This window comes from Vibrio sp. ZF57 (genome assembly GCF_001691235.1).
Classification (GTDB): domain Bacteria; phylum Pseudomonadota; class Gammaproteobacteria; order Enterobacterales; family Vibrionaceae; genus Vibrio; species Vibrio crassostreae_C.
On sequence record NZ_MAKD01000097.1, the window covers coordinates 165,420 to 190,279 of the forward strand.

The 24,860-nt window shown below is 46.6% G+C and carries 14 protein-coding genes; 4 read left to right on the forward strand and 10 right to left on the reverse strand.

Going from position 1 to position 24,860, the window contains the following annotated elements; translation table 11 throughout:
- The first annotated feature begins 9 nt into the window (after positions 1-9).
- Both carB and A6D97_RS15045 read left to right on the forward strand, forming a co-directional pair.
- A complete protein-coding gene (gene carB / locus A6D97_RS15040) occupies positions 10-3,240 on the forward strand; it encodes a carbamoyl-phosphate synthase large subunit (RefSeq protein ID WP_017059294.1) in 3,231 nt (1,076 codons plus the stop codon).
- A gap of 195 nt (positions 3,241-3,435) precedes the next feature.
- Positions 3,436-4,215: a TSUP family transporter gene (locus tag A6D97_RS15045; protein WP_017059295.1), complete on the forward strand. Its 780-nt coding sequence runs from the start codon at positions 3,436-3,438 to the stop codon at positions 4,213-4,215.
- On the opposite strand, the gene A6D97_RS15050 is transcribed toward A6D97_RS15045, so the two are convergent.
- From A6D97_RS15050 to gltB (A6D97_RS15095), 10 genes are all read right to left on the reverse strand, one after another.
- Positions 4,166-5,011, reverse strand: coding sequence for a LysR family transcriptional regulator (locus A6D97_RS15050; protein ID WP_017059296.1), 846 nt, complete (start codon positions 5,009-5,011; stop codon positions 4,166-4,168). The two genes, A6D97_RS15045 and A6D97_RS15050, sit on opposite strands and share 50 nt — an antisense overlap.
- A 204-nt stretch (positions 5,012-5,215) precedes the next feature.
- Positions 5,216-5,833 (reverse strand): TRIC cation channel family protein, encoded by a 618-nt coding sequence (locus tag A6D97_RS15055; protein ID WP_017062893.1) that lies wholly within the window; start codon positions 5,831-5,833, stop codon positions 5,216-5,218.
- Positions 5,834-5,907: 74 nt separating this feature from the next.
- Complete coding sequence (btuF, locus tag A6D97_RS15060) at positions 5,908-6,777, reverse strand: vitamin B12 ABC transporter substrate-binding protein BtuF (protein WP_017062892.1); 870 nt, start codon at positions 6,775-6,777, stop codon at positions 5,908-5,910.
- Position 6,778: 1 nt separating this feature from the next.
- On the reverse strand, positions 6,779-7,738 hold the full coding sequence (locus tag A6D97_RS15065) for a cobalamin biosynthesis family protein (protein ID WP_017062891.1): 960 nt from the start codon (positions 7,736-7,738) through the stop codon (positions 6,779-6,781).
- A 10-nt stretch (positions 7,739-7,748) separates the two neighbouring features.
- Positions 7,749-8,444, reverse strand: a complete 696-nt coding sequence (gene mtnN / locus A6D97_RS15070) for a 5'-methylthioadenosine/S-adenosylhomocysteine nucleosidase (protein ID WP_012603226.1) — start codon at positions 8,442-8,444, stop codon at positions 7,749-7,751.
- Positions 8,445-8,571: 127 nt separating this feature from the next.
- A complete protein-coding gene (locus A6D97_RS15075; RefSeq protein ID WP_017059301.1) occupies positions 8,572-9,000 on the reverse strand; it encodes a DUF1499 domain-containing protein in 429 nt (142 codons plus the stop codon).
- A 172-nt stretch (positions 9,001-9,172) separates the two neighbouring features.
- Positions 9,173-10,585 (reverse strand): FAD-dependent oxidoreductase, encoded by a 1,413-nt coding sequence (locus A6D97_RS15080; RefSeq protein ID WP_065584714.1) that lies wholly within the window; start codon positions 10,583-10,585, stop codon positions 9,173-9,175.
- 16 nt (positions 10,586-10,601) lie between these two features.
- Positions 10,602-15,065 carry a glutamate synthase large subunit gene (gene gltB, locus A6D97_RS15085; RefSeq protein ID WP_065584715.1) on the reverse strand — a complete coding sequence of 1,488 codons (4,464 nt, stop codon included), beginning with the start codon at positions 15,063-15,065 and terminating at the stop codon, positions 10,602-10,604.
- Between the two features lie 428 nt (positions 15,066-15,493).
- Positions 15,494-16,963 (reverse strand): glutamate synthase subunit beta, encoded by a 1,470-nt coding sequence (locus tag A6D97_RS15090; RefSeq protein ID WP_065584716.1) that lies wholly within the window; start codon positions 16,961-16,963, stop codon positions 15,494-15,496.
- Positions 16,963-21,510, reverse strand: a complete 4,548-nt coding sequence (gltB, locus tag A6D97_RS15095; RefSeq protein WP_065584717.1) for a glutamate synthase large subunit — start codon at positions 21,508-21,510, stop codon at positions 16,963-16,965. The genes A6D97_RS15090 and gltB (A6D97_RS15095) overlap by 1 nt, the downstream gene beginning before the upstream one ends.
- A gap of 529 nt (positions 21,511-22,039) precedes the next feature.
- On the opposite strand from gltB (A6D97_RS15095), the gene A6D97_RS15100 reads away from it, so the two are divergent.
- Complete coding sequence (locus tag A6D97_RS15100; RefSeq protein WP_017059306.1) at positions 22,040-22,993, forward strand: TIGR01212 family radical SAM protein; 954 nt, start codon at positions 22,040-22,042, stop codon at positions 22,991-22,993.
- Between the two features lie 91 nt (positions 22,994-23,084).
- The gene (locus A6D97_RS15105) at positions 23,085-24,836 is read left to right on the forward strand and encodes a diguanylate cyclase (RefSeq protein ID WP_017059307.1); all 1,752 of its coding nucleotides are present in this window, start codon (positions 23,085-23,087) and stop codon (positions 24,834-24,836) included.
- Positions 24,837-24,860 lie beyond the last annotated feature (24 nt).

Below are 24,860 nucleotides of genomic sequence, written 5' to 3' on the forward strand. Positions count from 1 at the left end.
TAGTAGACAATGCCAAAACGTACTGACATTAAAAGTATTCTTATTCTAGGTGCTGGCCCGATCGTTATCGGCCAAGCATGTGAGTTCGATTACTCTGGTGCTCAAGCTTGTAAAGCGCTTCGCGAAGAAGGTTACCGAGTTATTCTTGTAAACTCGAACCCAGCGACAATCATGACTGACCCAGACATGGCAGATGCAACTTACATCGAGCCTATCCAATGGGAAGTTGTGCGTAACATCATCGCTAAAGAGAAGCCTGATGCAGTTCTACCTACTATGGGTGGCCAAACTGCATTGAACTGTGCTCTAGACCTAGAAAAGCACGGCGTTCTTGAAGAGTTCGGTGTTGAAATGATTGGTGCAACGGCTGACGCTATCGATAAAGCAGAAGACCGTTCACGCTTCGATAAAGCAATGAAAGCAATTGGCCTTGAGTGTCCAACTGCTGATACAGCGAAAACGATGGAAGAAGCTTACAAAGTTTTAGACATGGTTGGCTTCCCTTGTATCATTCGTCCATCGTTCACGATGGGTGGTACTGGTGGCGGTATCGCTTACAACAAAGAAGAATTTGAAGAAATCTGTCGTCGTGGTTTGGATCTATCTCCAACTAATGAACTTCTTATCGATGAATCACTTATCGGTTGGAAAGAGTACGAGATGGAAGTGGTTCGTGACAAAAACGACAACTGCATCATCGTATGTGCGATTGAAAACTTCGACCCAATGGGTATTCACACAGGTGACTCAATCACTGTTGCTCCAGCTCAAACGCTGACAGATAAAGAATACCAACTAATGCGTAACGCATCTCTAGCAGTACTGCGTGAGATTGGTGTTGAAACAGGTGGTTCAAACGTACAGTTTGGTATCAACCCGAAAGATGGCCGTATGGTTATCATCGAGATGAACCCACGTGTATCTCGCTCTTCTGCACTAGCTTCTAAAGCAACAGGTTTCCCAATCGCTAAGATTGCAGCGAAACTGGCTGTTGGCTTCACGCTAGACGAGCTAATGAATGACATCACTGGCGGCGCAACTCCAGCATCATTCGAACCAACAATCGACTACGTAGTAACTAAGATTCCTCGTTTTAACTTCGAGAAGTTTGCAGGTGCTAACGACCGCCTAACGACGCAAATGAAGTCGGTTGGTGAAGTTATGGCTATCGGCCGTAACCAACAAGAATCTCTACAAAAAGCACTTCGCGGCCTAGAAGTTGGCGCGACTGGTTTTGACGAAATGGTAGACCTAGACGCACCAGATGCTCTAACGACTATCCGTCACGAACTTAAAGAAGCTGGCGCAGAGCGTATTTGGTACATCGCTGACGCATTCCGTGCTGGTATGTCGGTAGATGGTGTATTCAACCTAACGCAAATCGACCGTTGGTTCCTAGTTCAAATCGAAGACATCGTTAAGCTAGAGCAAGAACTTAAAGCGAAAGGCTTTGCTGGTCTAAATAAAGACGAGCTAAACAAGCTTAAGCGTAAAGGTTTTGCTGATGCGCGCCTATCTAAGATTCTAGGTGTAGCGGAAAGCGAAATCCGTCGTCTACGTGACCAATACGATATCCACCCGGTATACAAGCGTGTAGATACGTGTGCGGCTGAGTTCTCTTCAGATACGGCTTACATGTACTCATCTTACGATGACGAGTGTGAAGCAAACCCAACAGACAAAGAAAAAATCATGATTCTAGGCGGCGGTCCAAACCGTATCGGCCAAGGCATTGAATTTGACTACTGTTGTGTACACGCATCACTAGCGCTACGTGAAGATGGCTACGAAACTATCATGGTTAACTGTAACCCTGAGACAGTTTCTACAGACTACGATACGTCTGACCGTCTGTACTTCGAACCAGTAACTCTGGAAGACGTACTAGCAATCGCTCGTGTTGAGAAGCCAAAAGGCGTTATCGTTCAGTACGGTGGTCAAACGCCACTTAAACTGGCACGTGCTCTTGAAGCTGCTGGCGTACCAATCATCGGTACTAGCCCAGACGCAATCGACCGTGCAGAAGACCGTGAGCGTTTCCAAGTTGCTGTAGACCGTCTAGGCCTACTTCAACCAGAAAACGCGACAGTAACAACAATGGAGCAAGCGGTAGAGAAATCTCGTGAAATCGGCTTCCCACTTGTTGTACGTCCTTCTTACGTACTTGGTGGTCGTGCGATGGAAATCGTATACGACGAGCAAGACCTACGTCGCTACTTCAACGAAGCAGTTAGCGTATCAAACGAATCTCCAGTACTACTTGATAGCTTCCTAGATGACGCTGTTGAAGTAGACGTAGATGCGATTTGTGACGGTGAGCGCGTTGTAATCGGCGGTATTATGGAGCACATCGAGCAAGCGGGTGTTCACTCTGGTGACTCAGCATGTTCTCTTCCTGCATACACGCTAAGCCAAGAAATCCAAGACGTAATGCGCGAGCAAGTTGAAAAGCTAGCGTTCGAGTTGGGTGTTCGTGGTCTGATGAACACGCAGTTTGCTGTTAAGAACAATGAAGTGTACCTAATCGAGGTTAACCCTCGTGCAGCACGTACGGTTCCATTCGTATCTAAAGCAACTGGTGCGCCAATCGCTAAGATTGCCGCTCGTGTAATGGCGGGTCAATCTCTAGAGTCTCAAGGCTTTACGAAAGAAATCATCCCACCTTACTACTCAGTGAAAGAAGTTGTACTTCCATTCAACAAGTTCCCTGGTGTTGACCCACTGTTAGGCCCAGAAATGCGCTCTACTGGTGAAGTTATGGGTGTTGGTGCGACGTTCGCAGAAGCATACTCTAAAGCTGAATTGGGTTGTGGTAACATCTACCCAGAAGGCGGTCGTGCACTTCTTTCTGTTCGCGAAGGCGACAAAGAGCGTGTTGTTGACCTAGCATCTAAGCTATCTAAGCTTGGTTACCAGCTAGACGCAACTCACGGTACTGCGGTTATCCTTGGCGAAGCGGGCATCAACCCACGTCTAGTAAACAAGGTACACGAAGGTCGTCCTCACATTCTTGACCGTATCAAGAACAACGAGTACACGTACATCGTGAACACTGCAGCTGGCCGTCAAGCGATTGAAGATTCTAAAGTTCTTCGTCGTGGTGCACTTGCTGAGAAAGTTAACTACACGACTACGCTAAACGCTGCATTCGCGACTTGTATGGCGCACACTGCAGACGCGAAAACGTCAGTAACTTCAGTTCAAGAGCTACACGCTCAGGTTAAAGCTTCTCAAGCTTAATCGCCTAAAGTGTATCGCTGATATGCGGATATAAATGCTCAAAGCCCACTCCTCGGAGTGGGCTTTTTTATGTCTGTTATTCCGCGGTAGCTTAATGATGAATATTTGGAATAGGTTAGAATCTTGTGTTTCGTTATTGCTCGTCTGCTGTGAGTGGTAACTTGTCGCTACACAGGATTTTAAGGCGTTGGGTATATGGAAATCACTCTAGAAATATTGGCTATCTTGTTTGTTGTTGCAACGGCAGCAGGCTTTATTGATGCAATGGCTGGCGGCGGTGGGTTACTGACTCTACCTGCATTGCTAGCGGCTGGAGTTCCACCCACGCAGGCACTGGCAACCAACAAACTCCAAAGCTCATTTGGCAGCTTCTCCGCGAGTTGGTATTTCGTGCGCAACGGTATCGTCAGCATCAAAGAGATGCGCCTTGCTATCTTTTGTACCTTTATTGGCTCTGCAATTGGCGCTGAGTTAGTCCAGCACATTGATGCGAGCCTACTGACCAGTGTTATCCCACTGCTGCTTATCGCTATCTCTCTCTATTTCCTGTTGGCACCCCAAACTAGAGCGTCTGAAGGAAAACAGAAGATCTCTGAGGCGATGTTTGCTCTGTGTATTGGTGGCGGCGTGGGTTTCTATGATGGCTTTTTTGGCCCAGGAACAGGTTCTATCTTCACCGTCTGCTTTGTTGCTATTGGTCACTTCTCGTTAGTCGATGCTACGGCGCGTACTAAAGTACTTAACTTTACCTCGAATATCGCTGCCTTAATTTTCTTTATTTTGGCTGGTTTGCCTATTTGGGAGTTGGGATTAGTGATGGCGGTCGGTGGATTTATGGGCGCTCAGCTTGGCGCTAAAGTGGTGGTGACAAAAGGGCAGAAATGGATTCGCCCCCTTGTGATCGTGATGTCGATGCTAATGGCGTCTAAACTGCTTTGGGAACAGCATCAACAATCGATTCTATCAGTGTTTTAACTCGTGGAGACTGGTAACTATTTGGTCTGACACAGATATGAATCGGCCGAATCAAGCCTGCTAATTCGGTGAAGCTATACAGATATTGAGGCTCAATATTGAGTGTTTTTACGATAGAGAGCGGTATTAACGCTGGCCCAGTCCCGCCCAATGCAAGTTGCGCCGCTGCGGTGTAGGCATCCATCTCCATCAAGGGTTTGATACCAAACTTCTCTAATACAGAAAGTTGATAAGAATTGGCAGGGTTGGTCATGTCGTTAGTGATGACCATTGGAGGAAGCTCCGTTAGCGGTGACTTACTCACTATGTAAAACGGCTCATCAAATAGATGGAAGGTCATCAACCCATGATGCGGTGGCAGTAAGCCAGCACACAACCCCAAGGTCGCCTTACCAGATTGCACTCGCTCTATGATTCTCGGCGTGTGGTTGGTGGTAATGGTGATGTACTTATCTTGCTGGATGAACTGGCCCATCATCTCACCTAAATAACCGGCTATCAGAGACTTAGAGCTGTCTAGGGTGATGAGAGTAGTATCTTCCAACTCTTGCTGTTCATAAATAAGCCCGCGAAGTTCATTGAATGTCGGGCCAATACTCTCTATTAATGCTATCGCATCTGGCGTGAGTTTTATCTGTCGGCCACTCGGTTCAATGAGCTTTTTACCTAGCTTCTTTTCTAAATTCGCAATCCGTTTGCTGACCGCTGATTGGCTGATATAAAGCAAACTGCCTGTGCGGCTCATGGTCTTTGCTTTACTCAATACCAGTAGAGTTTCGATTCCTTCGAGTAGCATTGGGTTATATTCATGAAAGTTGGGAATGATTGTTTCAACTTACCTCAAACAACATTCATTCTCTAGTCTTGAAACTAAAGCTTTGAACCAAGTTAGGTATTTTTAGCTATGCTCGCACGTGTAGCGCGAGAGCATAATAATTGTGTTGGGGAGCTCAAATTAAGAAAGGCTCCTTTACGGAGCCTTTCACTTTGTAACGTTAGCTTATTTGATGGCGAAGGTCGGCAATGATAAATGCCAACGAATAGCGCCAAGCCTTATCAATAGTGTTGAGAACACGCCGGCCAGAAATGCAGTTTCTGAATCGTGCCCCATGCTGATCGCCATGGTATGGAAAGTACCACCAATGATACAAGCGGTCGCGTAGACTTCACTTCTTAGAATCATAGGCACTTCACGGGCAAGTACGTCGCGGATAATACCGCCACCGCAGCCGGTGATGACACCCATGATGATCGCCACTAGTGCTGAATCTTGATAGATAAGTGCTTTTTCTACACCAATGCCAACAAACACCGCTAGGCCAATCGCATCACATACCGGCAATATCCACCAAGCCAGACGTTTCGGGCGTCTTACAATAATCATGGTCAGCAAACAGGTGATGATGATGACCCAAAGGTAGGTGGTATCGGTGATCCAAAACACGGGAGTTGCACCCAATGCCATGTCACGAATTGTGCCGCCGCCAATCGCGGTTACACTGCCTAGAACGGCGACGCCAAAGGGATCCATCTTAAGACGGCCAGCGACAAATACGCCTGAGACAGCAAAGATGGCAGTGCCAAATAAATCGATAATATAAAGCAGCATGGAGTCCATGATACTGGTGCTCTTATAGTTAAAATTGTAGGGACAGGTCGGTGGCGAATTGTACGAAAAAACGCAGCAAATAGTTAGTGATTTTGCCTAGCTCTATCGAAGAAATCGCACACTTGTTGGATCGCTTTCAAAGTTCTTGTTGTCGGGCGATTAATCCAGTCAGAATTGAGGGACCAAATCTGATTTTGAGCGACTGCTGGGATTTCATCTTCCCATGTTTGCCACATGGTTCCATTCTCAATCGCGTGCTGAGAAGTGAAGATCACTTGCGGTTTTCTTAATACAACTTGTTCAATACCAACTTGCGGATATGGCGAGGCGCTGTCTTCAAAAATATTGTGTCCACCACAAAACTCAAACACCTCACTTGGCCAGTGTCCTTGAGCAACAGTGATGATCGGCTTTTCACTGAGTTGGTAGAAGTAGTTTACTGACTCGGCATCTTTGTATTTTAGTCTCAAGGCGTTGAGCTGCTCTCTGTATTGCTGAGCGTTATTTTCGCCAATACTTGGATCGCTAGCGTATTGGCTCAGTTGTTCAATATTGGTTGCGATACTGTCTAGGCTTTTGGTCTTGGAGTAGTAAATATTAAAACCAAATTGCTCTAGTTTCGCGAGCTCTCTGGGCGGGTTTCCCGCTGGCCACGCAAGAATCAAATCAGGCTGAAGTGCGATGATCTTCTCAACCTTGATACCTTGATAGTTTGCCACTTTTTCAAGCTTATCGGCTTGTGGTGGGTAATCACTTCGTTCACTTACGGCGACAAGGTTGTTACCTAAACCTGCGCTGTACGCGAGTTCAGTGGCATGAGGAGCAAGGCTGACCACGCGTTGAGCCGGCTGTACTTGTTCTTGAGTCAGTGGTACTTCTTCTGCAAATGATAAAGGCAGCCATAAGCTGGAAGACAAAATAGTAAGGCTTGTAACAAGTGCTGAAGATTCCACTCTAAATCCCTTGGTGAATAAATAGTAAGGCTAGGCTTTGTAAAAATATCCAGATAGCGATGCGACCAAAGAGTAGTTTCTGAACCTGAGATAGATGCAGAGCTGACGGTGCGATTCTTCCGCCTAATTTTGCGCGAATGGCTTTAGTGTTGTCGTAAATCGCAGGGCCACCCAATGATAGTTCAAGCTTGTTGCCAACAGCCGTGATCAACCAGGCTGGGCCGGGTAGTGGCCAAGAGCGACTTTGGACTAACATCATCTTAAATGTGTGCGTTGCTTTATCACCACATACGATCATCAAAGCAAACAAACGCATCGGTATAAATTCGAGAATCGCGACTATCTTGATCGCCGTTGAGCCGAACGGAGAAAATTGCTTGCGACTTGGCGACCAAGCTCGAGCTAACTCGACCACAAGGCGATACATTAACGCAGCGATTCCACCACCAATGGCGTACCAGAACAACACACAAACTACGTTACGAGCGTAACCCATGATTATGGTTTCTGTGGCGGCTTTGCCGAGGCCAAGTGACGAAAGTGATTCGGTTTGACGATTGACAATCGGAGCTAGTAACTGACGAGCGGCCGCTTTATCTTCTCGGCCAAGTACTTTGATCAGTTGGTTAGCCAGCTTTTCATTATTGCGCCAATCAATCGCGAGTAATAACAGTGCCAATTCAAACAGTTGAGATTGCCAAACCAATGGTTGCAGTGCCAATAGAATAACCAGAGTTGGCAGTACCATTAACCCCCAGGCTAATGTGCCTGAGATTAAACTTTGGGAATAGTTGTGGTTGTTATTGTTATTAACCTTGCTTGCTAAAAGCTCAGCAAACTTATGCCATAAGGTCGTGGGGTGTGCGGCATGGGGGATAGGTAAAATTAAATGAAAAAGCAGTGCTCCCCACATCACAAGGAGCACGCCATTTGCAAATACCTGATCAAACAGTGTTTGCATGTCTAGTCGCTTACTTTAGTAGGGCAACCATCTTGATAACCATTTCAGAAGAGCTTTGCGCTGCTAGTGGCAGGAACTCTTCGAAGCTCATTGGTGATTCTTTGTCTGCAACGTCAGAGATTGCACGAACAACCACGAATGGTACTTGGAATTGGTGACAAGCTTGAGCGATAGCCGATGCTTCCATCTCTACAGCAACCACTGATGGGAAGTGCTTACGGATGAACTCTTGGCGTTCTGCTGTGCAAACAAATGCGTCGCCAGTACAGATTAGACCGCGAACGGCATGCTTATCTTCCATTTGTGCTAGAGCTTGTTCAGCAACAGCCATCAGTTTGTCGTCAGCTTTGAACGCTGCAGGTTGACCTGCCATTTGGCCGATTTCGTAACCGAAAGCCGTTACGTCTGCATCGTGGTGACGAACTTCAGTCGAGATAACAACATCGCCAAGGTTCAGTGTTGAATCAAAACCGCCAGCAGAGCCAGTGTTTAGAACGACATCTGGTTGGTATTCGCTTAGTAGGATTGAAGTACCAACTGCTGCTGCTACTTTACCAATGCCTGATTGAAGCAAAACAACGTCAACACCATTTAGCTGACCAGAGAAAAAGGTACAACCGCCTTTATTAACTTCAGTAATGTCTGAAATTGCTGCTTTTAGGATCGCAACTTCTTGCTCCATTGCGCCAATGATGCCGATTTTCATGTGTAGTCTCTTAATAAATAATATTTAAACCGTAGAGCTAAATTGTAGCATGGATAAGAAGTCTCGAGCGACTGCCCAGAGGCACTTCTCATCCGAATAGTAGCGATTTATCTGCGTATTCTTTTATCTATTTGATTAGGCCTTCGCTTTTCAAGCTAGCACGAAGTTGTTCAGCTCGTTTTCGGTTTACGCCAAAATCAGAATGGCCAGTACGAGACTCTGAACGCACGATCAGTTTGCCATCCGTGATTTTAAGTTCTAAGTCATCGACAAAACGCATGATGCGCGAAGTACATTCAACACGCAGATAATCTTCTGTTTTACTCGCGGTTTTTGATCCCGGTAAGGTTAGCGCAACCTGCTCAATCGCATCTAAGCTCGCTGAATCTGACAACTCAAACGCGGCCAATGCATGTTGCTCACGATCATCTTGAGTTGATACGCAGTTTGGTTTGTCTCCACAAGGTGATGAAGTTCTGTCTTTCATGTCCGTGATTCCTTGGCTGCAAGCGGTTAACGTTAAAAGTGATAACGAGAGGAGAGCTGCTTTTTTCATAATGTTTCCTATGGCGTTGTTTTAATTGTAGTTATAGGTATTGGCTTGTTTGCGATTGTTTTACGTATTTTTCGATATGCTTGTGATAAACGTATCTAATTCAAAAAAGGATCCATCATTGGATCCCTTTTTTATAGTAACGGCCTGAGTAATAAAGGAAACCTTAGATTAGTCACACTTCTAGGTAATCCAAGATCCCTTCTGCGGCTTTACGGCCCTCATCGATAGCGGTTACTACCAAGTCAGATCCTCGAACCGCATCGCCACCTGCAAAGATCTTGCTGTTGGTGGTTTGGTATTGAAACTCTTGTTTACCGGGAGCCTTGATACGACCCCACTGATCGAGTTCCACACCGAAGGGTTCTAGCCATTCCATCGCATGAGGTTGGAAACCAAATGCCATGATCACAGCATCGGCTTCAAGAACATGTTCACTGCCTTCGACAGGCTCTGGGCGACGACGGCCTGCTTCATCAGGTTCACCCAAAGCGGTTTTCACGAATTTAACGCCAACCACATGACCAGCGCTGTTAAGCTCTAAGCCAATAGGTTGGAGGTTGAACTTGAACTTCACACCCTCTTCACGCGCATTCTTCACCTCACGGCGAGAGCCCGGCATATTCGCTTCATCTCGGCGGTAAGCACACACCACATCTGCCGCATTCTGACGAATAGAGGTTCGAACGCAGTCCATCGCCGTATCACCACCACCAAGCACGACGACTTTCTTACCTTGCATATCGATAAATGGGGTTGGGTTTTCCAGTTCCATGACCTTGTAGGTATTAGAAATCAAGAATGGCAGAGCATCATAAACGCCCGGTGCATCTTCGTTGTCTAAACCCGCACGCATGTTTTTATAGGTGCCGACACCAAGGAAAACAGCGTCGTAGTCATCGACGAGTTGCTGAAGTTGTACGTCTTTACCGACTTCGGTATTCATCTTAAATTCGACACCCATACCACTAAAGATACGGCGACGGTTTTCCATGATGCCTTTCTCTAGTTTGAACGATGGGATACCAAACGTGAGCAGGCCACCGATCTCCGGATAGCGGTCAAATACTACGGCCTTCACACCGTTTCGAACTAAGATATCAGCAGCAGCAAGACCTGCGGGGCCTGCACCGATGATTGCGACCTTTTTATCAGTCCATTCGACATGCGACATGTCTGGCTTCCAACCCATCTCAAACGCTTTGTCATTGATATATTTTTCAATGTTGCCGATGGTTACTGCGCCGAAATCGTCGTTGAGGGTACAAGAGCCTTCACACAAACGGTCTTGAGGACAAACTCGTCCGCAAACCTCAGGCAAACTGTTGGTTTGATGGGACAGTTCAGCCGCTTCGATAATGCGCCCCTCATTGGCAAGTTTGAGCCATTGAGGGATGTAGTTATGGACTGGGCACTTCCATTCACAGTAGGGGTTACCACAGTCTAAACAGCGGTCGGCTTGTGCCTTAGCTTGTTGCTTCGTGAAAGGTTCGTAGATCTCTACAAACTCAATCTTACGTATCTTGATTGGTTTCTTCGCTGGGTCTACGCGATTCACATCAATAAATTGGTATACATTCTGGCTCATGATTGGCTCCTTCCAATTATTGCGCTTGAACACGAAGTTCAGCAGAGCTGCGGCTTTGGTGACCGAGCAAGGTGTTGAGATCCGCCGTCTTCGGCTTCACTAGGTAGAACTTTGGAATCCATTCATCAAAGTTCGCCAGAATAGCTTCAGCGTGTACTGAGCCAGTCTCTTCTAAGTGCTCCGCAATCAAGCCGCGCAGGTGTTCTTGGTGGATAAATAGGTCCGACAGAGAAAGTGCTTCGACCGACTCGTTGTTTACACGGCCTTGGAAGTCTTCATTCTTATCCATCACATAAGCAAACCCACCTGTCATACCGGCGCCGAAGTTCACTCCGGTTGCGCCAAGAATGGCAACAATACCACCGGTCATGTATTCACAGGCATTGTCACCTGCACCTTCAATTACGGCAACGGTGCCTGAGTTACGCACGCCAAATCGTTCGCCTGCTGTACCTGCTGCAAATAGCTTGCCTCCGGTCGCACCATACAAACAAGTGTTACCGATGATGGTCGCTTCGTTACAAACAAATGCAGTGCCTTGGTGAGGCTTGATAACCACTTTGCCGCCAGCCATGCCTTTGCCAACATAGTCATTGGCATCGCCCGTTAGGTATAACTCGACGCCACCGGCGTTCCAAACCGCAAAAGATTGGCCTGCTGTACCATCGAGGTACAACTTAATTGGTGAGCCCGCCATGCCTTGGTTACCGTAGCGTTTCGCGATTTCGCCAGAGATACGAGCACCAATCGAGCGGTCTGTGTTGATCACGTTGTAGTAAAGGCTGGTGGATTGACGTTTCTCAATTGCATCGAGTGCATCATCCAGAATCTGCTGGTTGAGCTGAGCTTTATCAAATGGTGCGTTTGGCTCGGTCCAAAACAGTGGGTGACCTTCTGGAGATACCGGAGCTTCGAGTATTGAAGAGAGATCGAGCTTGTTCTGTTTCGCGGTGAGGCCTTGAACGGCTTCAAGTAAGTCAGTACGACCAATCAGGTCCGTGAGTTTTTCTACGCCGAGTTCTGCAAGGTATTGGCGAACTTCATCGGCTAGGCCTGTAAAGTAGTTCACCACCATGTCTGGCAGGCCTTTGAAGTATTCGCGGCGTAGTGTTTCATCTTGAGTCGCAACACCCGTCGCACAGTTGTTTAGGTGACAAATTCGTAAGAACTTACAACCCATTGCGACCATTGGCGCGGTACCAAAACCAAAGCTTTCTGCACCGAGAATCGCACCTTTAATCACATCAAGGCCAGTTTTTAAACCACCATCGACTTGCAGGCGGATCTTATGACGAAGCCCGTTAGCAACCAGTGCTTGTTGAGTTTCTGCTAAGCCAAGCTCCCAAGGGCAACCTGCGTATTTTACCGAGGTTAGAGGGCTTGCCGCGGTACCGCCATCGTAGCCAGAAATGGTGATCAGATCGGCATAGGCTTTCGCTACACCAGTTGCAATCGTGCCTACACCCGGTTCCGATACTAACTTTACTGAAACCAAGGCTTTAGGGTTCACTTGTTTAAGGTCGAAAATCAGCTGCGCTAGATCCTCGATAGAATAAATATCGTGATGTGGAGGAGGGGAGATCAGTGTCACCCCTTGAACTGAATATCTCAGCTTAGCGATTTCTGCGGTAACTTTATGGCCGGGCAGTTGACCACCTTCTCCAGGCTTCGCACCTTGCGCGACCTTGATCTGCAAAACATCCGCATTGGTTAAGTAATGTGGCGTCACACCAAAACGACCGGAAGCTATCTGCTTGATACGAGAGTTACGGTCAGTACCAAAGCGTCGAGGGTCTTCACCACCTTCACCAGAGTTTGAGTAACCACCCAAGCGGTTCATCGCCATTGCTAATGCTTCATGCGCTTCTGGGCTCAAAGCACCGATCGACATTGCCGCAGAGTCGAAGCGTTTAAACAGATCGCTGTTAGGCTCGACTTGCTCTAGTGGTAGAGGCTGATCGGCTTTTTTGAGGCTCATTAAGTCGCGTAACATCGCAGCTGGACGAGCATTTACTTGCTTAGCAAAAGAGAGATAATCCGATGTCTCACCTGTTTTTACTGCAGTTTGCAGAGTGCCAACCACATCAGGGTTATAGGCGTGATATTCGCCGCCGTGTACGTATTTGAGTAAACCACCGTGCTCGATTGGCTTACGCTTAGTCCAGGCTTTACGAGATAAGTTATAGATATCTTGCTGGAAATCGCTAAAGCTTGCGCCTTGGATTCGAGTGGTAACTCCGCGGAAACAGAGCTCAACAACATCGGGATGAAGGCCAACGGCTTCGAAAAGCTGTGAACAGCGATAAGAGGCAATGGTTGAAATTCCCATCTTCGACATGATCTTGTACAGACCTTTGTTGATGCCGTTTTGGTAATTTTGCATTGCGGCACGATAATCTTTATCTAAAGAGCCATCATCCAACATTTTACCTAACGCTTCATAAGCGAGGTATGGGTAAACCGCGGTTGCACCGAAGCCAAGCAGCACAGCAAATTGGTGTGGGTCGCGCGCAGTTGCTGTCTCAACAACGATGTTGGCATCACAACGCAGGTTGGTGTCAGCAAGCCTTGTTTGCACCGCACCAACCAACATGGCTGCAGGGATCGGTAGTTTTCCTTTCTCTAAACCTTTGTCCGACAGCACAACTAAAACCGCACCTTCGCTGACTTCTTGTTCGGCGCTATCACATACTGCTTTGATTGCTTGTTCTAGATCTTGGTTATTCGGGTCGTAGTGCATGCTGAGAATGACATGACGATAATGTTTTTGACTCAACTGCAGAAGCTGCTGCATGTCTGAGTAAAGCAGTACTGGTGAATCAAACGTGACACGATAGGCGTGACCGTCTGTTTCACAGAACACGTTCATCTCTTTACCAATACTGGTCGCCAAAGACATCACGTGTTTTTCACGCAATGGATCAATCGGTGGGTTGGTGACTTGTGCAAACTTTTGACGGAAGTAATCAGTGACCAAGCGTTCTTTTGAAGAGAGCACAGCCATTGGCGTGTCGTCGCCCATTGAGCCCACTGCTTCTTGCCCCATATCACCAAGCACACGCAGCACTTGGTCGGACTCTTCGTTGCTCATCGCAAACTGTTTTTGGTAGGTCTTGAGCGTATCATCGTCAAAGCTACGCTTACCCACTTGGTCATCTTGCAGCGCAGAAAATGGCGTTAACTTGTGAACGTTCTTTTCCATCCACTCTTTATATGGGTGGCGGCCTTTGAGGTCATTGTCGATCTCATTAGATTGCCATAGCTTGCCGCGGCGAGTATCTATTACCAACAGTTCGCCCGGGCCAACACGGCCTTTCTCTGCGACTTCATCCGGTGCGTAGTTCCAGATACCGACTTCTGATGCGAGCGTGATTAGATTGTCTTTGGTAATCACATAACGCGCAGGACGCAGGCCGTTTCTATCTAGGTTACACGCAGCGTAACGACCATCTGAAAGTACGATACCAGCAGGACCATCCCACGGTTCCATGTGCTTTGAGTTGAAGTCGTAGAATGCACGTAGATCTGGGTCCATATCTGGGTGGTTTTGCCAAGCGGGCGGCACAAGCATGCGCATCGCTCGGAACACATCCATACCACCGGCAAGGAACAGGTCGAGCATGTTATCTAGGCTTGATGAATCTGAGCCTGTCTCATTCACAAAGGGTGCGGCGGTTTGTAAGTCTGGCAGCAACGGCGAAGAGAATTTATAGGCACGAGCCTTAGCCCATTGTCGGTTACCTTCAATGGTATTGATCTCACCATTGTGCGCTAAATAGCGGAATGGTTGAGCCAGTGGCCAACGTGGCTGAGTATTGGTTGAGAAACGCTGGTGGAACAGACATATCGCCGATTCCATGCGTAAGTCTGCAAGATCGAGGTAAAATCGCGGAAGATCGGCCGGCATACACAGACCTTTGTAAACCATGACTTGTGTCGAAAGGCTACAAATATAGAAATCTTTGTCTTCGGTGATCTGTTTTTCAATTCTGCGACGAGCGATATAAAGGCGTCGTTCAATATCGCGTTCACGCCAACCCGCGGGGGCCGAGATAAACACTTGCTGAATATTGGGAACTGAATCTTTGGCAATCGGACCTAATACGTCGGTGTTGGTCGGTACTACGCGCCAACCTGCAACCGTTAAGGTCTCTTGAGCGAGCTCTTTATTGACGATGTCTTGCGCGGATTGCGCTTTGATTGGATCTTGGCTGAAGAAAATCATGCCGACAGCGTATTGCTTGCCGAGCTTGAAGTTATTCTCTTCAGCAATAATTCTGAGATAAGAGTCAGGCTTCTGTAGTAATAAGCCACAGCCATCCCCGGTTTTACCATCCGCAGCGATACCACCACGGTGTGTCATGCGATCGAGGGCTGAAATAGCAGTTCTTACCAACTTATGACTAGGTTGGCCTTCCATTTGCGCTATTAAACCAAATCCACAGTTGTCTTTTTCAAGACTAGGATCATATAGAGCCATTGCAATTCTCCCTTTTGCTTCTCTGTCATCCAGACAGTAAATGACTAACTATTCATATACTTGTTGTTTTTTATAAACTGATAGTTTGCTTTAGCCAGTTAAAACGTTATTGGTTGTGTTAACAAAACCGATTGATTTTATTTTCATCAGCTTTACAACGTATAGCTAATTGTGTTTAAGGTCAAGTTCATGGTTAATTATCATGCATAAACGCGATTAGCCACTTAATAATCTAAAATAGTCGATGGATATCAATGAGATATATAAGGTGAATGTTAACGAGATTTAACATATACAACAGGATGATTTTGAAAACGCCAAAGGCCAGATAGAAAAAAGGCTAGCATCGAGTGCTAGCCAAATATAAAAGTTAGGAAGGGTATTGCTTTTCCTCTAGGCTAACGTCATTGACGTTAGCCCGAGAAATATTATGCGGAAAGCATGAGTGAATCAGCTTTCGCTTCTAAGTTTGAGTTACCCATTAAGAAGTCATCAATGGCAATTGCACATTCACGACCTTCATTAATACAACGTACAACTAGAGATTGACCAGTACGCATATCACCAGCAGCGAAAACGCCTTTCTGGTTGGTTGCGTAACCTTCAGAAGCAACGTTACCGCGCTCGTCCAGTTTAATGTCTAGTTGAGCAAGCACGCCGGTTGGCTCCGGGTGTAAGAAGCCCATTGCTAGGAATGCCATGTCACAAGGAATAACACGTTCAGAGTTCGCGACTTCATCAAAGCCTGGACGCTCACCTGGTTTCGCATCTTGCCAAACGATGTCAGCAATACGTAGACCCGTCACTTGACCTTGATCGTTACCGATGAACTCTTTGGTTAAGATGTTCCAGTGACGTTCACAACCTTCTTCGTGAGAAGTGGTGGTTTTCATGATCATTGGGTATTGAGGCCAAGGCATGTTTGCAGGGCGCTTCTCTGGTGGGATCGGCATGATCTCAACCTGAGTAATGCTCGCTGCCTTATGACGGTTTGATGTGCCCACACAGTCAGAACCAGTATCACCACCACCGATAACCACAACGTGCTTATCTTTAGCGTGAATCTCTTCTGTTTTAAGATCTAGGTTGTTAGCACGGCGGTTGTTTTGACCAAGGAATTCCATGGCAAAGTGAACGCCTTTCAACTCACGACCAGGGATTGGCAAGTCACGTGGAACCGTAGAACCACCCGTTAGCAATACCACATCAAACTCTTGGCGTAGCTGCTGAGCGTTAACATCAACACCGATGTGTTGGTTAACTTTAAACTCAACGCCCGCTTCAGCCATTAGGTTGATCTTACGATCAATCACGTCCATACCCAGTTTGAAGTCTGGGATACCGAAGCGAAGTAGACCACCGACTTTCTCGTCACGTTCAAATACCGTTACCGAGTGACCAGCGCTGTTTAGCTGCTCCGCTGCGGCTAAGCCAGCAGGACCTGAACCAATAACTGCGACAGTTTTACCTGTGCGAGAGCGTGGTGTTTTAGGTTTTGCGTACCCTTCACGGTACGCAGTTTCAACAATCGTTTTCTCGATATTACAGATAGTGATTGGGTCTTGGTTGATACCAAGAACACAGGCACTTTCACAAGGAGCAGGACAAACACGACCGGTAAACTCAGGGAAGTTGTTGGTAGAGCTTAGGATATTCCAAGCCTCTTCCCAGCTGTCACGGTAAACCGCATCATTGAATTCTGGGATGATGTTACCAATCGGACAGCCGTTGTGACAGAAAGGTACGCCACAGTCCATACAACGAGAGGCTTGAGTATTGATCTTTTCACCAAACTCTTCGTTAAGTACGAACTCTTTGTTGTCTTCAATTCGAACTGACGGGTCGAGCTTCTTTGGAAGCTCACGACCGTGTTCTAAAAATCCAGTAGGCTTACCCATTATACTGCCTCCACTTCTTCCGTTTGTGCCTGTTGTGCTTCAGCTTTACGCTTTTCAAGAACCGCTTTGTAGTCGCGTGGCATTACTTTAACTAGCGATGCAACACTTGCTTCAAAGTTGTCTAGGAAAGATTGAGCAACTTCACTTCCTGTGAATTCAACATGCTTAGTTAGCATATCCAGTAGAAGATCTTTATCTTCTTGTTCAATTGGATCTAGGTCTACAAGTTCAGGGTTGAGCTTGGTTTCGAAGTCACCCGCTTTGTCCCAAACATAAGCAACACCGCCACTCATGCCCGCAGCAAAGTTACGACCTGTTGAACCAAGGATAATGGCAACACCACCAGTCATGTATTCACAACCGTGGTCACCAACGCCCTCAACAACAACCTTCGCACCTGAGTTACGAACACAGAAACGTTCGCCTGCCATACCGCGAATGAAAGATTCACCTGAGGTCGCACCGTAGAAACATACGTTACCAACCACGATGTTATCTTCAGCAACGATAGAAGATTTCGCATCTGGGTACAGTGCCAAAGTACCGCCAGACAGACCTTTACCCCAGTAATCGTTCGCGTCGCCTTCTACTTCGAACTTAACGCCTTTCGCAAGGAACGCACCGAAAGATTGGCCAGCACTACCGTGGAACTTAACGTTCATTGGTTGTGGTAAACCTTGGTCTTTGTAAACCTTCGAGATTTCGTTCGACAGCATGGTACCAGCAGAGCGGTCCGTGTTGATGATAGGGAAGCTCGCATTCACGGCTTCGCCTTTCTCAAGAGCTGGAATCGCAGCTTGAATCAACTTGCGGTCTAGAACGTCTTCTAGGTTGTGGTTTTGTTGCGTCTGGTTGTAGATACCATCTTCTTCACGTGCCTGCTCAATGTGCAGTACAGGTGTTAGATCTAGGTTCTTGTACTTCCAGTGGCCGATGTCGTCACGAACTTTAAGTTTGTGCGATTGACCTACCATCTCATCGATAGAGCGGAAGCCAAGTTCAGCCATTACCTCACGCAGACCTTCAGCCATGTATTGGAAGAAAGTCACTACGTCTTCTACGCGGCCGTCGAAACGCTCACGCAGAGTTTTGTTTTGTGTTGCGATACCAACAGGACAGGTATTCTTGTGACACTTACGCATCATGATACAGCCTTCAACAACCAATGCTGCTGTTGCTACGCCCCATTCTTCCGCGCCAAGTAACGTTGCTACTGCAAGGTCACGTGGTGTTTTCATCTGACCATCAGACTGAACAACGATACGGTTACGTAGGCCGTTTTTCAGTAGTGTTTGGTGCGTTTCTGCTAGACCTAGTTCCCAAGGCAGACCTGTGTGACGGATAGAAGACATCGGAGATGCACCCGTACCACCATCGAAACCTGCGATAAGTACTACGTCAGCTTTCGCTTTTGCTACACCTGATGCAATCGTACCTACGCCAGCTTCTGATACTAGCTTCACGTTGACACGGCCGTTACGGTTCGCGTTCTTCAGATCGTAGATTAGCTGAGCCAAATCTTCGATTGAGTAGATATCGTGGTGTGGCGGTGGCGAGATAAGACCTACGCCCGGAGTCGAGTGACGCGTTGCGCCGATCCAGTCATCAACCTTATCACCAGGTAGTTGACCACCTTCGCCCGGTTTCGCACCTTGAGCCATCTTGATTTGTAGCTCATCAGCGTTAGATAGGTAGTAAGACGTTACACCAAAGCGACCAGAAGCCACCTGTTTGATTGCTGAACGTTCCCAGTCGCCGTTTTCTTTACGTTCGAACCGTGCTGGATCTTCACCACCTTCACCTGAGTTTGATTTCGCGCCAATGCGGTTCATCGCAACAGCCAGTGTTGAGTGAGCCTCATGCGAGATTGAACCAAAGCTCATTGCGCCGGTTGCGAAACGCTTAAGAATGTTCTCGATTGGTTCTACTTCTGCTAGAGGAATAGAGCCTGCAGGGTTCTTGATGAAGTCCAGTTGGCTACGTAGCGTTGCTGCGTTGTCGCCTTGGTCATCAACTGCTTTTGCGTACTTCTTGAACTGACCGTAATCTTTGTTACGCGTCGATTCTTGAAGTAGAGAAATCGTTTCTGGGTTGAATAAGTGTTTCTCACCACGTTGTTTCCACTGGTAAACACCACCAACATCAAGGATCTGAGCTGGAATTTCACGAGCTGGGTAACCAACACGGTGACGAACCAATACTTCTCGCGCGATATCGTCGATCGTTAGACCTTGGATACGAGAAACAGTACCTGTGAAGTATTTTTCAACCACTGATTTGCTAACACCAAGTGCTTCAAAGATTTGTGCACCGTGGTAAGACTGCAGCGTAGAGATCCCCATCTTAGAGAAGATCTTAAGTAGACCGCCGTTAACACCTTTACGGTAGTTATCGAATAACTCACGTGGGTGTACGTTTGGATCTAGCTTCTTAGTACGTTGCAGTTCAACAATCGTTTCAATAACTAGGTATGGGTTAACTGCGTTTGCACCATAACCGATAAGCGTTGCAAAGTGGTGTGTCTCACGAGCGTCGCCCGTTTCAACAACGATGTCACACTTAGCACGTAGACCTTTACGGATTAGGTGGTGGTGAACCGCGCCAACCGCCAGCATTGCTGGAATAGCGGCATGGTTAGAGTTAACCGCACGGTCTGTCAGTAGGATGATAGAGTAGCCATCAATCACTGCGTCTTCTGCGTATTGGCAGATACGCTTAAGTGCGCGCTCTAACTTACCTTGGTCGCCATTTGCTTGGAATACGATATCCAGCGTCTTCGCCTGAAGGTGCTCGTTATCGATTGCACGCAGTTTTTCTAACTCAGAGTTAGACAGTACTGGAGACTCAAGTTCTACTTTTTGACAGTGCTCAGGTGTTTCAGCAAGTAAGTTCTGGTCTTTACCTAGGTAAGTGTTCAGAGACATAACCATGCGCTCACGAATCGGGTCGATCGGCGGGTTAGTTACTTGTGCAAACAACTGTTTGAAGTAGTTTGAAAGGTGCTGCGATTGGTGAGAAAGAATCGCTAGCGGCCAGTCAGCACCCATTGCAGAAAGTGGCTCGTAGCCTGTTTTCGCAAGAGGTAGAATGATTTCGTTTACTTCTTCAGAACTCACGCCAAACGATTGTTGTTTGTGTAGTAGTTTCTCTGGAGAAGGTTGGCTAAATTCGTTGCTCGCATCCGGTAGCTTTTTCAGGCTCAGAAGGTTCTCTTCAACCCACTTTTCGTAAGGTTGTGCTTTAGCAATGCTGTCTTTCACTTCTTCATCAGAAATGATGCGGCCTTGCTCAAGGTCAGCAACGAAGATACGACCTGGTTGTAGACGACCACGGTACTCAACGTTTTCAGGTGCAATCTCAACAACACCAGACTCAGACGCCATTACTAGGAAGTCGTCTTTAGTTACTGTGTAGCGAGAAGGACGCAGACCGTTACGGTCAAGTGTTGCACCTACTTGAACACCATCGGTGAAACATACTGATGCTGGGCCATCCCATGGTTCCATTACGTTCGCGTGGTACTGGTAGAACGCACGACGAGTTGGATCCATGTTTTTGTTTTCTTGCCATGCTTCCGGGATCATCATCATCAACGCGTGTGGCAGAGTACGACCTGAAAGAACAAGTAGCTCAAGTGCCATATCGAAGTTTGATGAATCCGAACTACCTTCCTGACAGATAGGAAGCAGCATGTCGATTTCAGCTTGTGTAAACAGATCCGATTCTAGGATTGCTTCACGTGCTTTCATCCAGTTCAGGTTGCCGCGAACCGTATTGATTTCGCCATTGTGCGCGATGTAACGGAAAGGCTGAGCTAGACGCCAACGTGGGAATGTATTGGTAGAGAAGCGAGAGTGTACTAGTGCTAGAGCTGTCACCATGGTTGGGTTTTGCAGATCTAGGAAGTACTGAGGAACTTGTTCAGTTGTTAGCTGACCTTTGTACACCAATGTCTTGTAAGACATAGAGTTGATGTAGAAGTCATCACCGATATTTGAAACGCTTTCTAGGCATACACGAACCGTGTAGTTACGTAGAACATACAGTTTACGCTCAAGCTCTTCTGGTGTGATACCAGGGCCGCCAGAAATAAATACGTGTTCAAATTGAGGTTCAGTGCTTAGTGGGTCAGCACCAATCATTGAATTGTCCGTTGGAAGTTCACGGTAACCGATAACTTCTAACTCAAGGCGTTGTGCATTGCGTTCTAGAATGTCACGACACTGTGCACGTTTGTGTTCATCTTTAGGGAAAAGTACAACACCAACACCATATTTTTCAAAAGATGGCAGCTTAATTCCAAGCTTTACGGCTTCTTCTAGTAAGAATTCGTGCGGCTTCTGTAGCAGGATACCTGCACCATCACCAGAACACGGATCGCAGCCTTGGCCGCCACGGTGTTCCATACGTGCAAGCATATCGAGTGCTTGAGTTACTACATCATGAGATTTGCGATTCTTTAGATGCGCAACAAAACCGATACCACAAGCGTCATGCTCCAATTCAGGAGTATACAGACCCTGTGAGTTCTGCTCTTGATCTACCATAGATACATCCTTCCAGTTAAATCTAGGCGCAACTTATTTGTATAAAGTCAGCCTTGTCCTTTTATATTTATGGGTCTAAACCTGCCTATGCTGGCGGTTTGAATCCTTTCCGTATCTCGCAGGAAAAGTATTGCGAGAAAAACAATCCTTAGTGATACCTGTTTATTTTTAACCACAAACTAGTGGTTTATATAGGTGGGAGTTAGATATCACCGACTTATTAGCAAGTTTTCGTTGTAAGTAAATACTCAAAAATAGCCAATATGTGTAAGTATCCTACAATTTTGTCTAGGCGAATTGCAATGAAAGTTGACCCATGTAGACCATTTTTTTCGTTTTATTTTGAATTTAATGCCTAACAAATGTGCAACATTAGGCAAATAGAGCCGATTTTTTGCATGTTTATTGATATTTGTTAGGTTGCTCGCAAAAAGCCTTGAGTAAACTAATTGGTCGAATTTTGCAGGGATGTAATTTTTTTTCAAAAAAGACTGATATTCATTCTTATTTACTTGAGTGCTTTGAAAATATGCAATTACACGAGTTGGTCAATACTATCGGCCAAGACCTTCAACGCCGTTATGGCGAGAAGGTTCACAAGCTGACGCTTCATGGTGGTTTCAGCTGCCCAAACCGAGACGGGACAATTGGCCGTGGAGGTTGCACGTTTTGTAACGTGGCTTCCTTTGCCGATGAACAAACTCAAATTCAAAGTATTGCTGACCAGCTAAAAGATCGTGCGGGTGAGATTGCTCGTGCCAAGAAGTACCTGGCTTACTTTCAGGCGTACACCAGCACTTATGCTGAGGTGCAAGTGCTCAAGAATATGTATGAAGAGGCGCTAAAAGCACCCGGTGCAGAGATCGTCGGCCTTTGTGTTGGTACGCGACCAGACTGTGTGCCTGATGCGGTGTTGGATCTGTTAGCGGGCTACGTTAAACAAGGCTATGAGATTTGGCTCGAGCTTGGCCTGCAAACCGCCAATGATAAAACCCTCAAGCGAATTAACCGCGGCCACGATTTTGCGGTGTATGAAACGATCACCCAACGCGCACGCGCTTTAGGTATCAAGGTGTGTACTCACCTGATTGTTGGTCTACCAAAAGAAACCAAAGCGGATAACCTTGAAACCTTAGACAAGGTATTAGCCGTTGGCACCGATGGTATTAAGCTGCACGGCCTTCATATAGTAGAGGGCAGTACCATGGCTAAGGCGTGGAAGGCAGGAAAGCTAGAAGCCCCAAGCCTTGAAGAGTACATCGATATCGCGAGTGAGATCATTCAACGCACACCTGCGGACGTGGTTTATCACCGTGTTTCTTCAGCGGCGAGACGCCCAACCTTACTTTCTCCTTTATGGTGTGAGAACCGCTGGTTAGCGATGACTGAAATAGGTCGTTCGTTGGATAAAACCGGTGCTCAAGGCATCAAAACGGGCTCTGCATTCGAGTACACGTTGCCTGTTTTAAATGCGGCTAATTAATAGAAATGGGTTACTGTAGGTAACAGCAGATAAAACCAATAAATAGTGGTAACATTTCCCTAACAGATTTTATGGTATAGATTGAGAGTAAATGGAACTGGTAATGACTTGGTTGTGGGACAGGGCGTATGGCTACGGTATTTATATCGTTGTTGTATTGCTGATTGCTCTCATCTGCTGGCATCTCTATTCTCGTTATCAGTCGCATATCGAAACGCTTCTACTTGCTACCCCGTCGCCACTCTACTTTGTTGATGTTCGAAGTGGCGAAATACTCTATGCCAATCGCCAAGCCATGCAGTTGCTTGGTATCCGCCAAATCGGTGTTAATTTTCGCTTTCCTACTGTGGAAAGCGAGAACAGCTTTCGTCACTACTTAACCAACCACATCAACTCTCGAGCCTTCGAGCAGGTCTCCCTGTGGGCGCTTTCTGAATTTGAGTCGTTCAAGATCAACTTGATCGGTCGTAAGATCCATTTTAGAAATAAGCAGGCTTGGATGATTCACGCCTCACCTTATAAAAACACTAACGAAGAACTGTCCCAAGAAGTTCGAGAACTGAATGTTGCTCGTACCGCTTTGGATTCTTTGTCTGAGCTGATCTACGTGAAAGATCAGAAAGGTCAGTTAGTGACGAGTAATCGCTCGTTTAAAAAGTTTTGGCATGGTCGTGCTGAAGAGGGCACCCTGAGTGTTTCTGGTGGAGTATTAAAAGGTCGTGTAAGTGAACGCTCTTGGACTACAGATCAAGATGGAAAAAGCTGCTTGCTTGAAACCTACCAAAGTGTGCTGCTTTCCCAAGATGGAGAAACCATCGGCACGCTCTCTATTAGTCATGATGTGACCGATTGGCATGACATGCAGCAGAAACTGCGTGGCGAGATGGAGAAGCGAAAAGATACCGAAGTGGCACTTGCGCAGCGTGACACCATCTTGCAAAACCTCCTGGAGGCCAGCCCAGACTCGATTGGTATCTTTAATGAAAACATGGTTTATCAAGCGTGTAATAAACCATTTGTGGCTGCGCTGGGTATCTCTGAAGTCAGTGACTTGATCGGTAAACGTTTACAAGATGTGGTGCCACATAGCATCTATACGCGAATATCAGAAACCGATCATCAAGTGCTTCATCAAAGTAAATCACTGCGTTATATCGACAAAGTGGTCTCAAGTGATGGAACATTTACTTGGTATGATGTAGTCAAATCACCGTTTAGAGATCCAGCATCGAGCACTAATGGTGTGTTGATCATGGCGCGTGATATTACAGAGCGTTATCTAGCAGAACAAAAGCTTGAAGAAGCCAACCTTGAACTTGAACGCCTCAGCTTTATGGATAGCCTGACTAAAGTGTCTAACCGACGTCGTTTCGATGAACAGCTCTCTACACTGTGGCATTATCATGTGCGTGAGAAGCTGCCACTGACGATCATGCTATGTGATATCGACTTCTTTAAAGGCTACAACGACTTTTACGGACACCAACAAGGCGATGATGCTTTGATTCAGGTTTCTCAGGCATTTAAGCAGGTGTTGAATCGTTCATCTGATTGTGTGGCTCGTTATGGTGGTGAAGAGTTCGGCTTTATTCTGCCAAATACAACGACCGAAGGTGCTCAGCTGGTGGCGCAGCGTATTCATGATGAAGTCCTAAAATTGGAACTTGCGCATGAGAAGTCGACAGTCTCTGAATTCATCACGGTGAGTATTGGTATTATCTCTTACATTCCTACACCTGATGATGAAATGGAATCGGCTGTTGCCTTGGCTGATAGTGCGTTGTATCAAGCGAAATCAGACGGTCGCAACCGTTCAATGGTGCATCCATACTCAATTCGCTAACGCTATAAAATTGGCAATTTGATT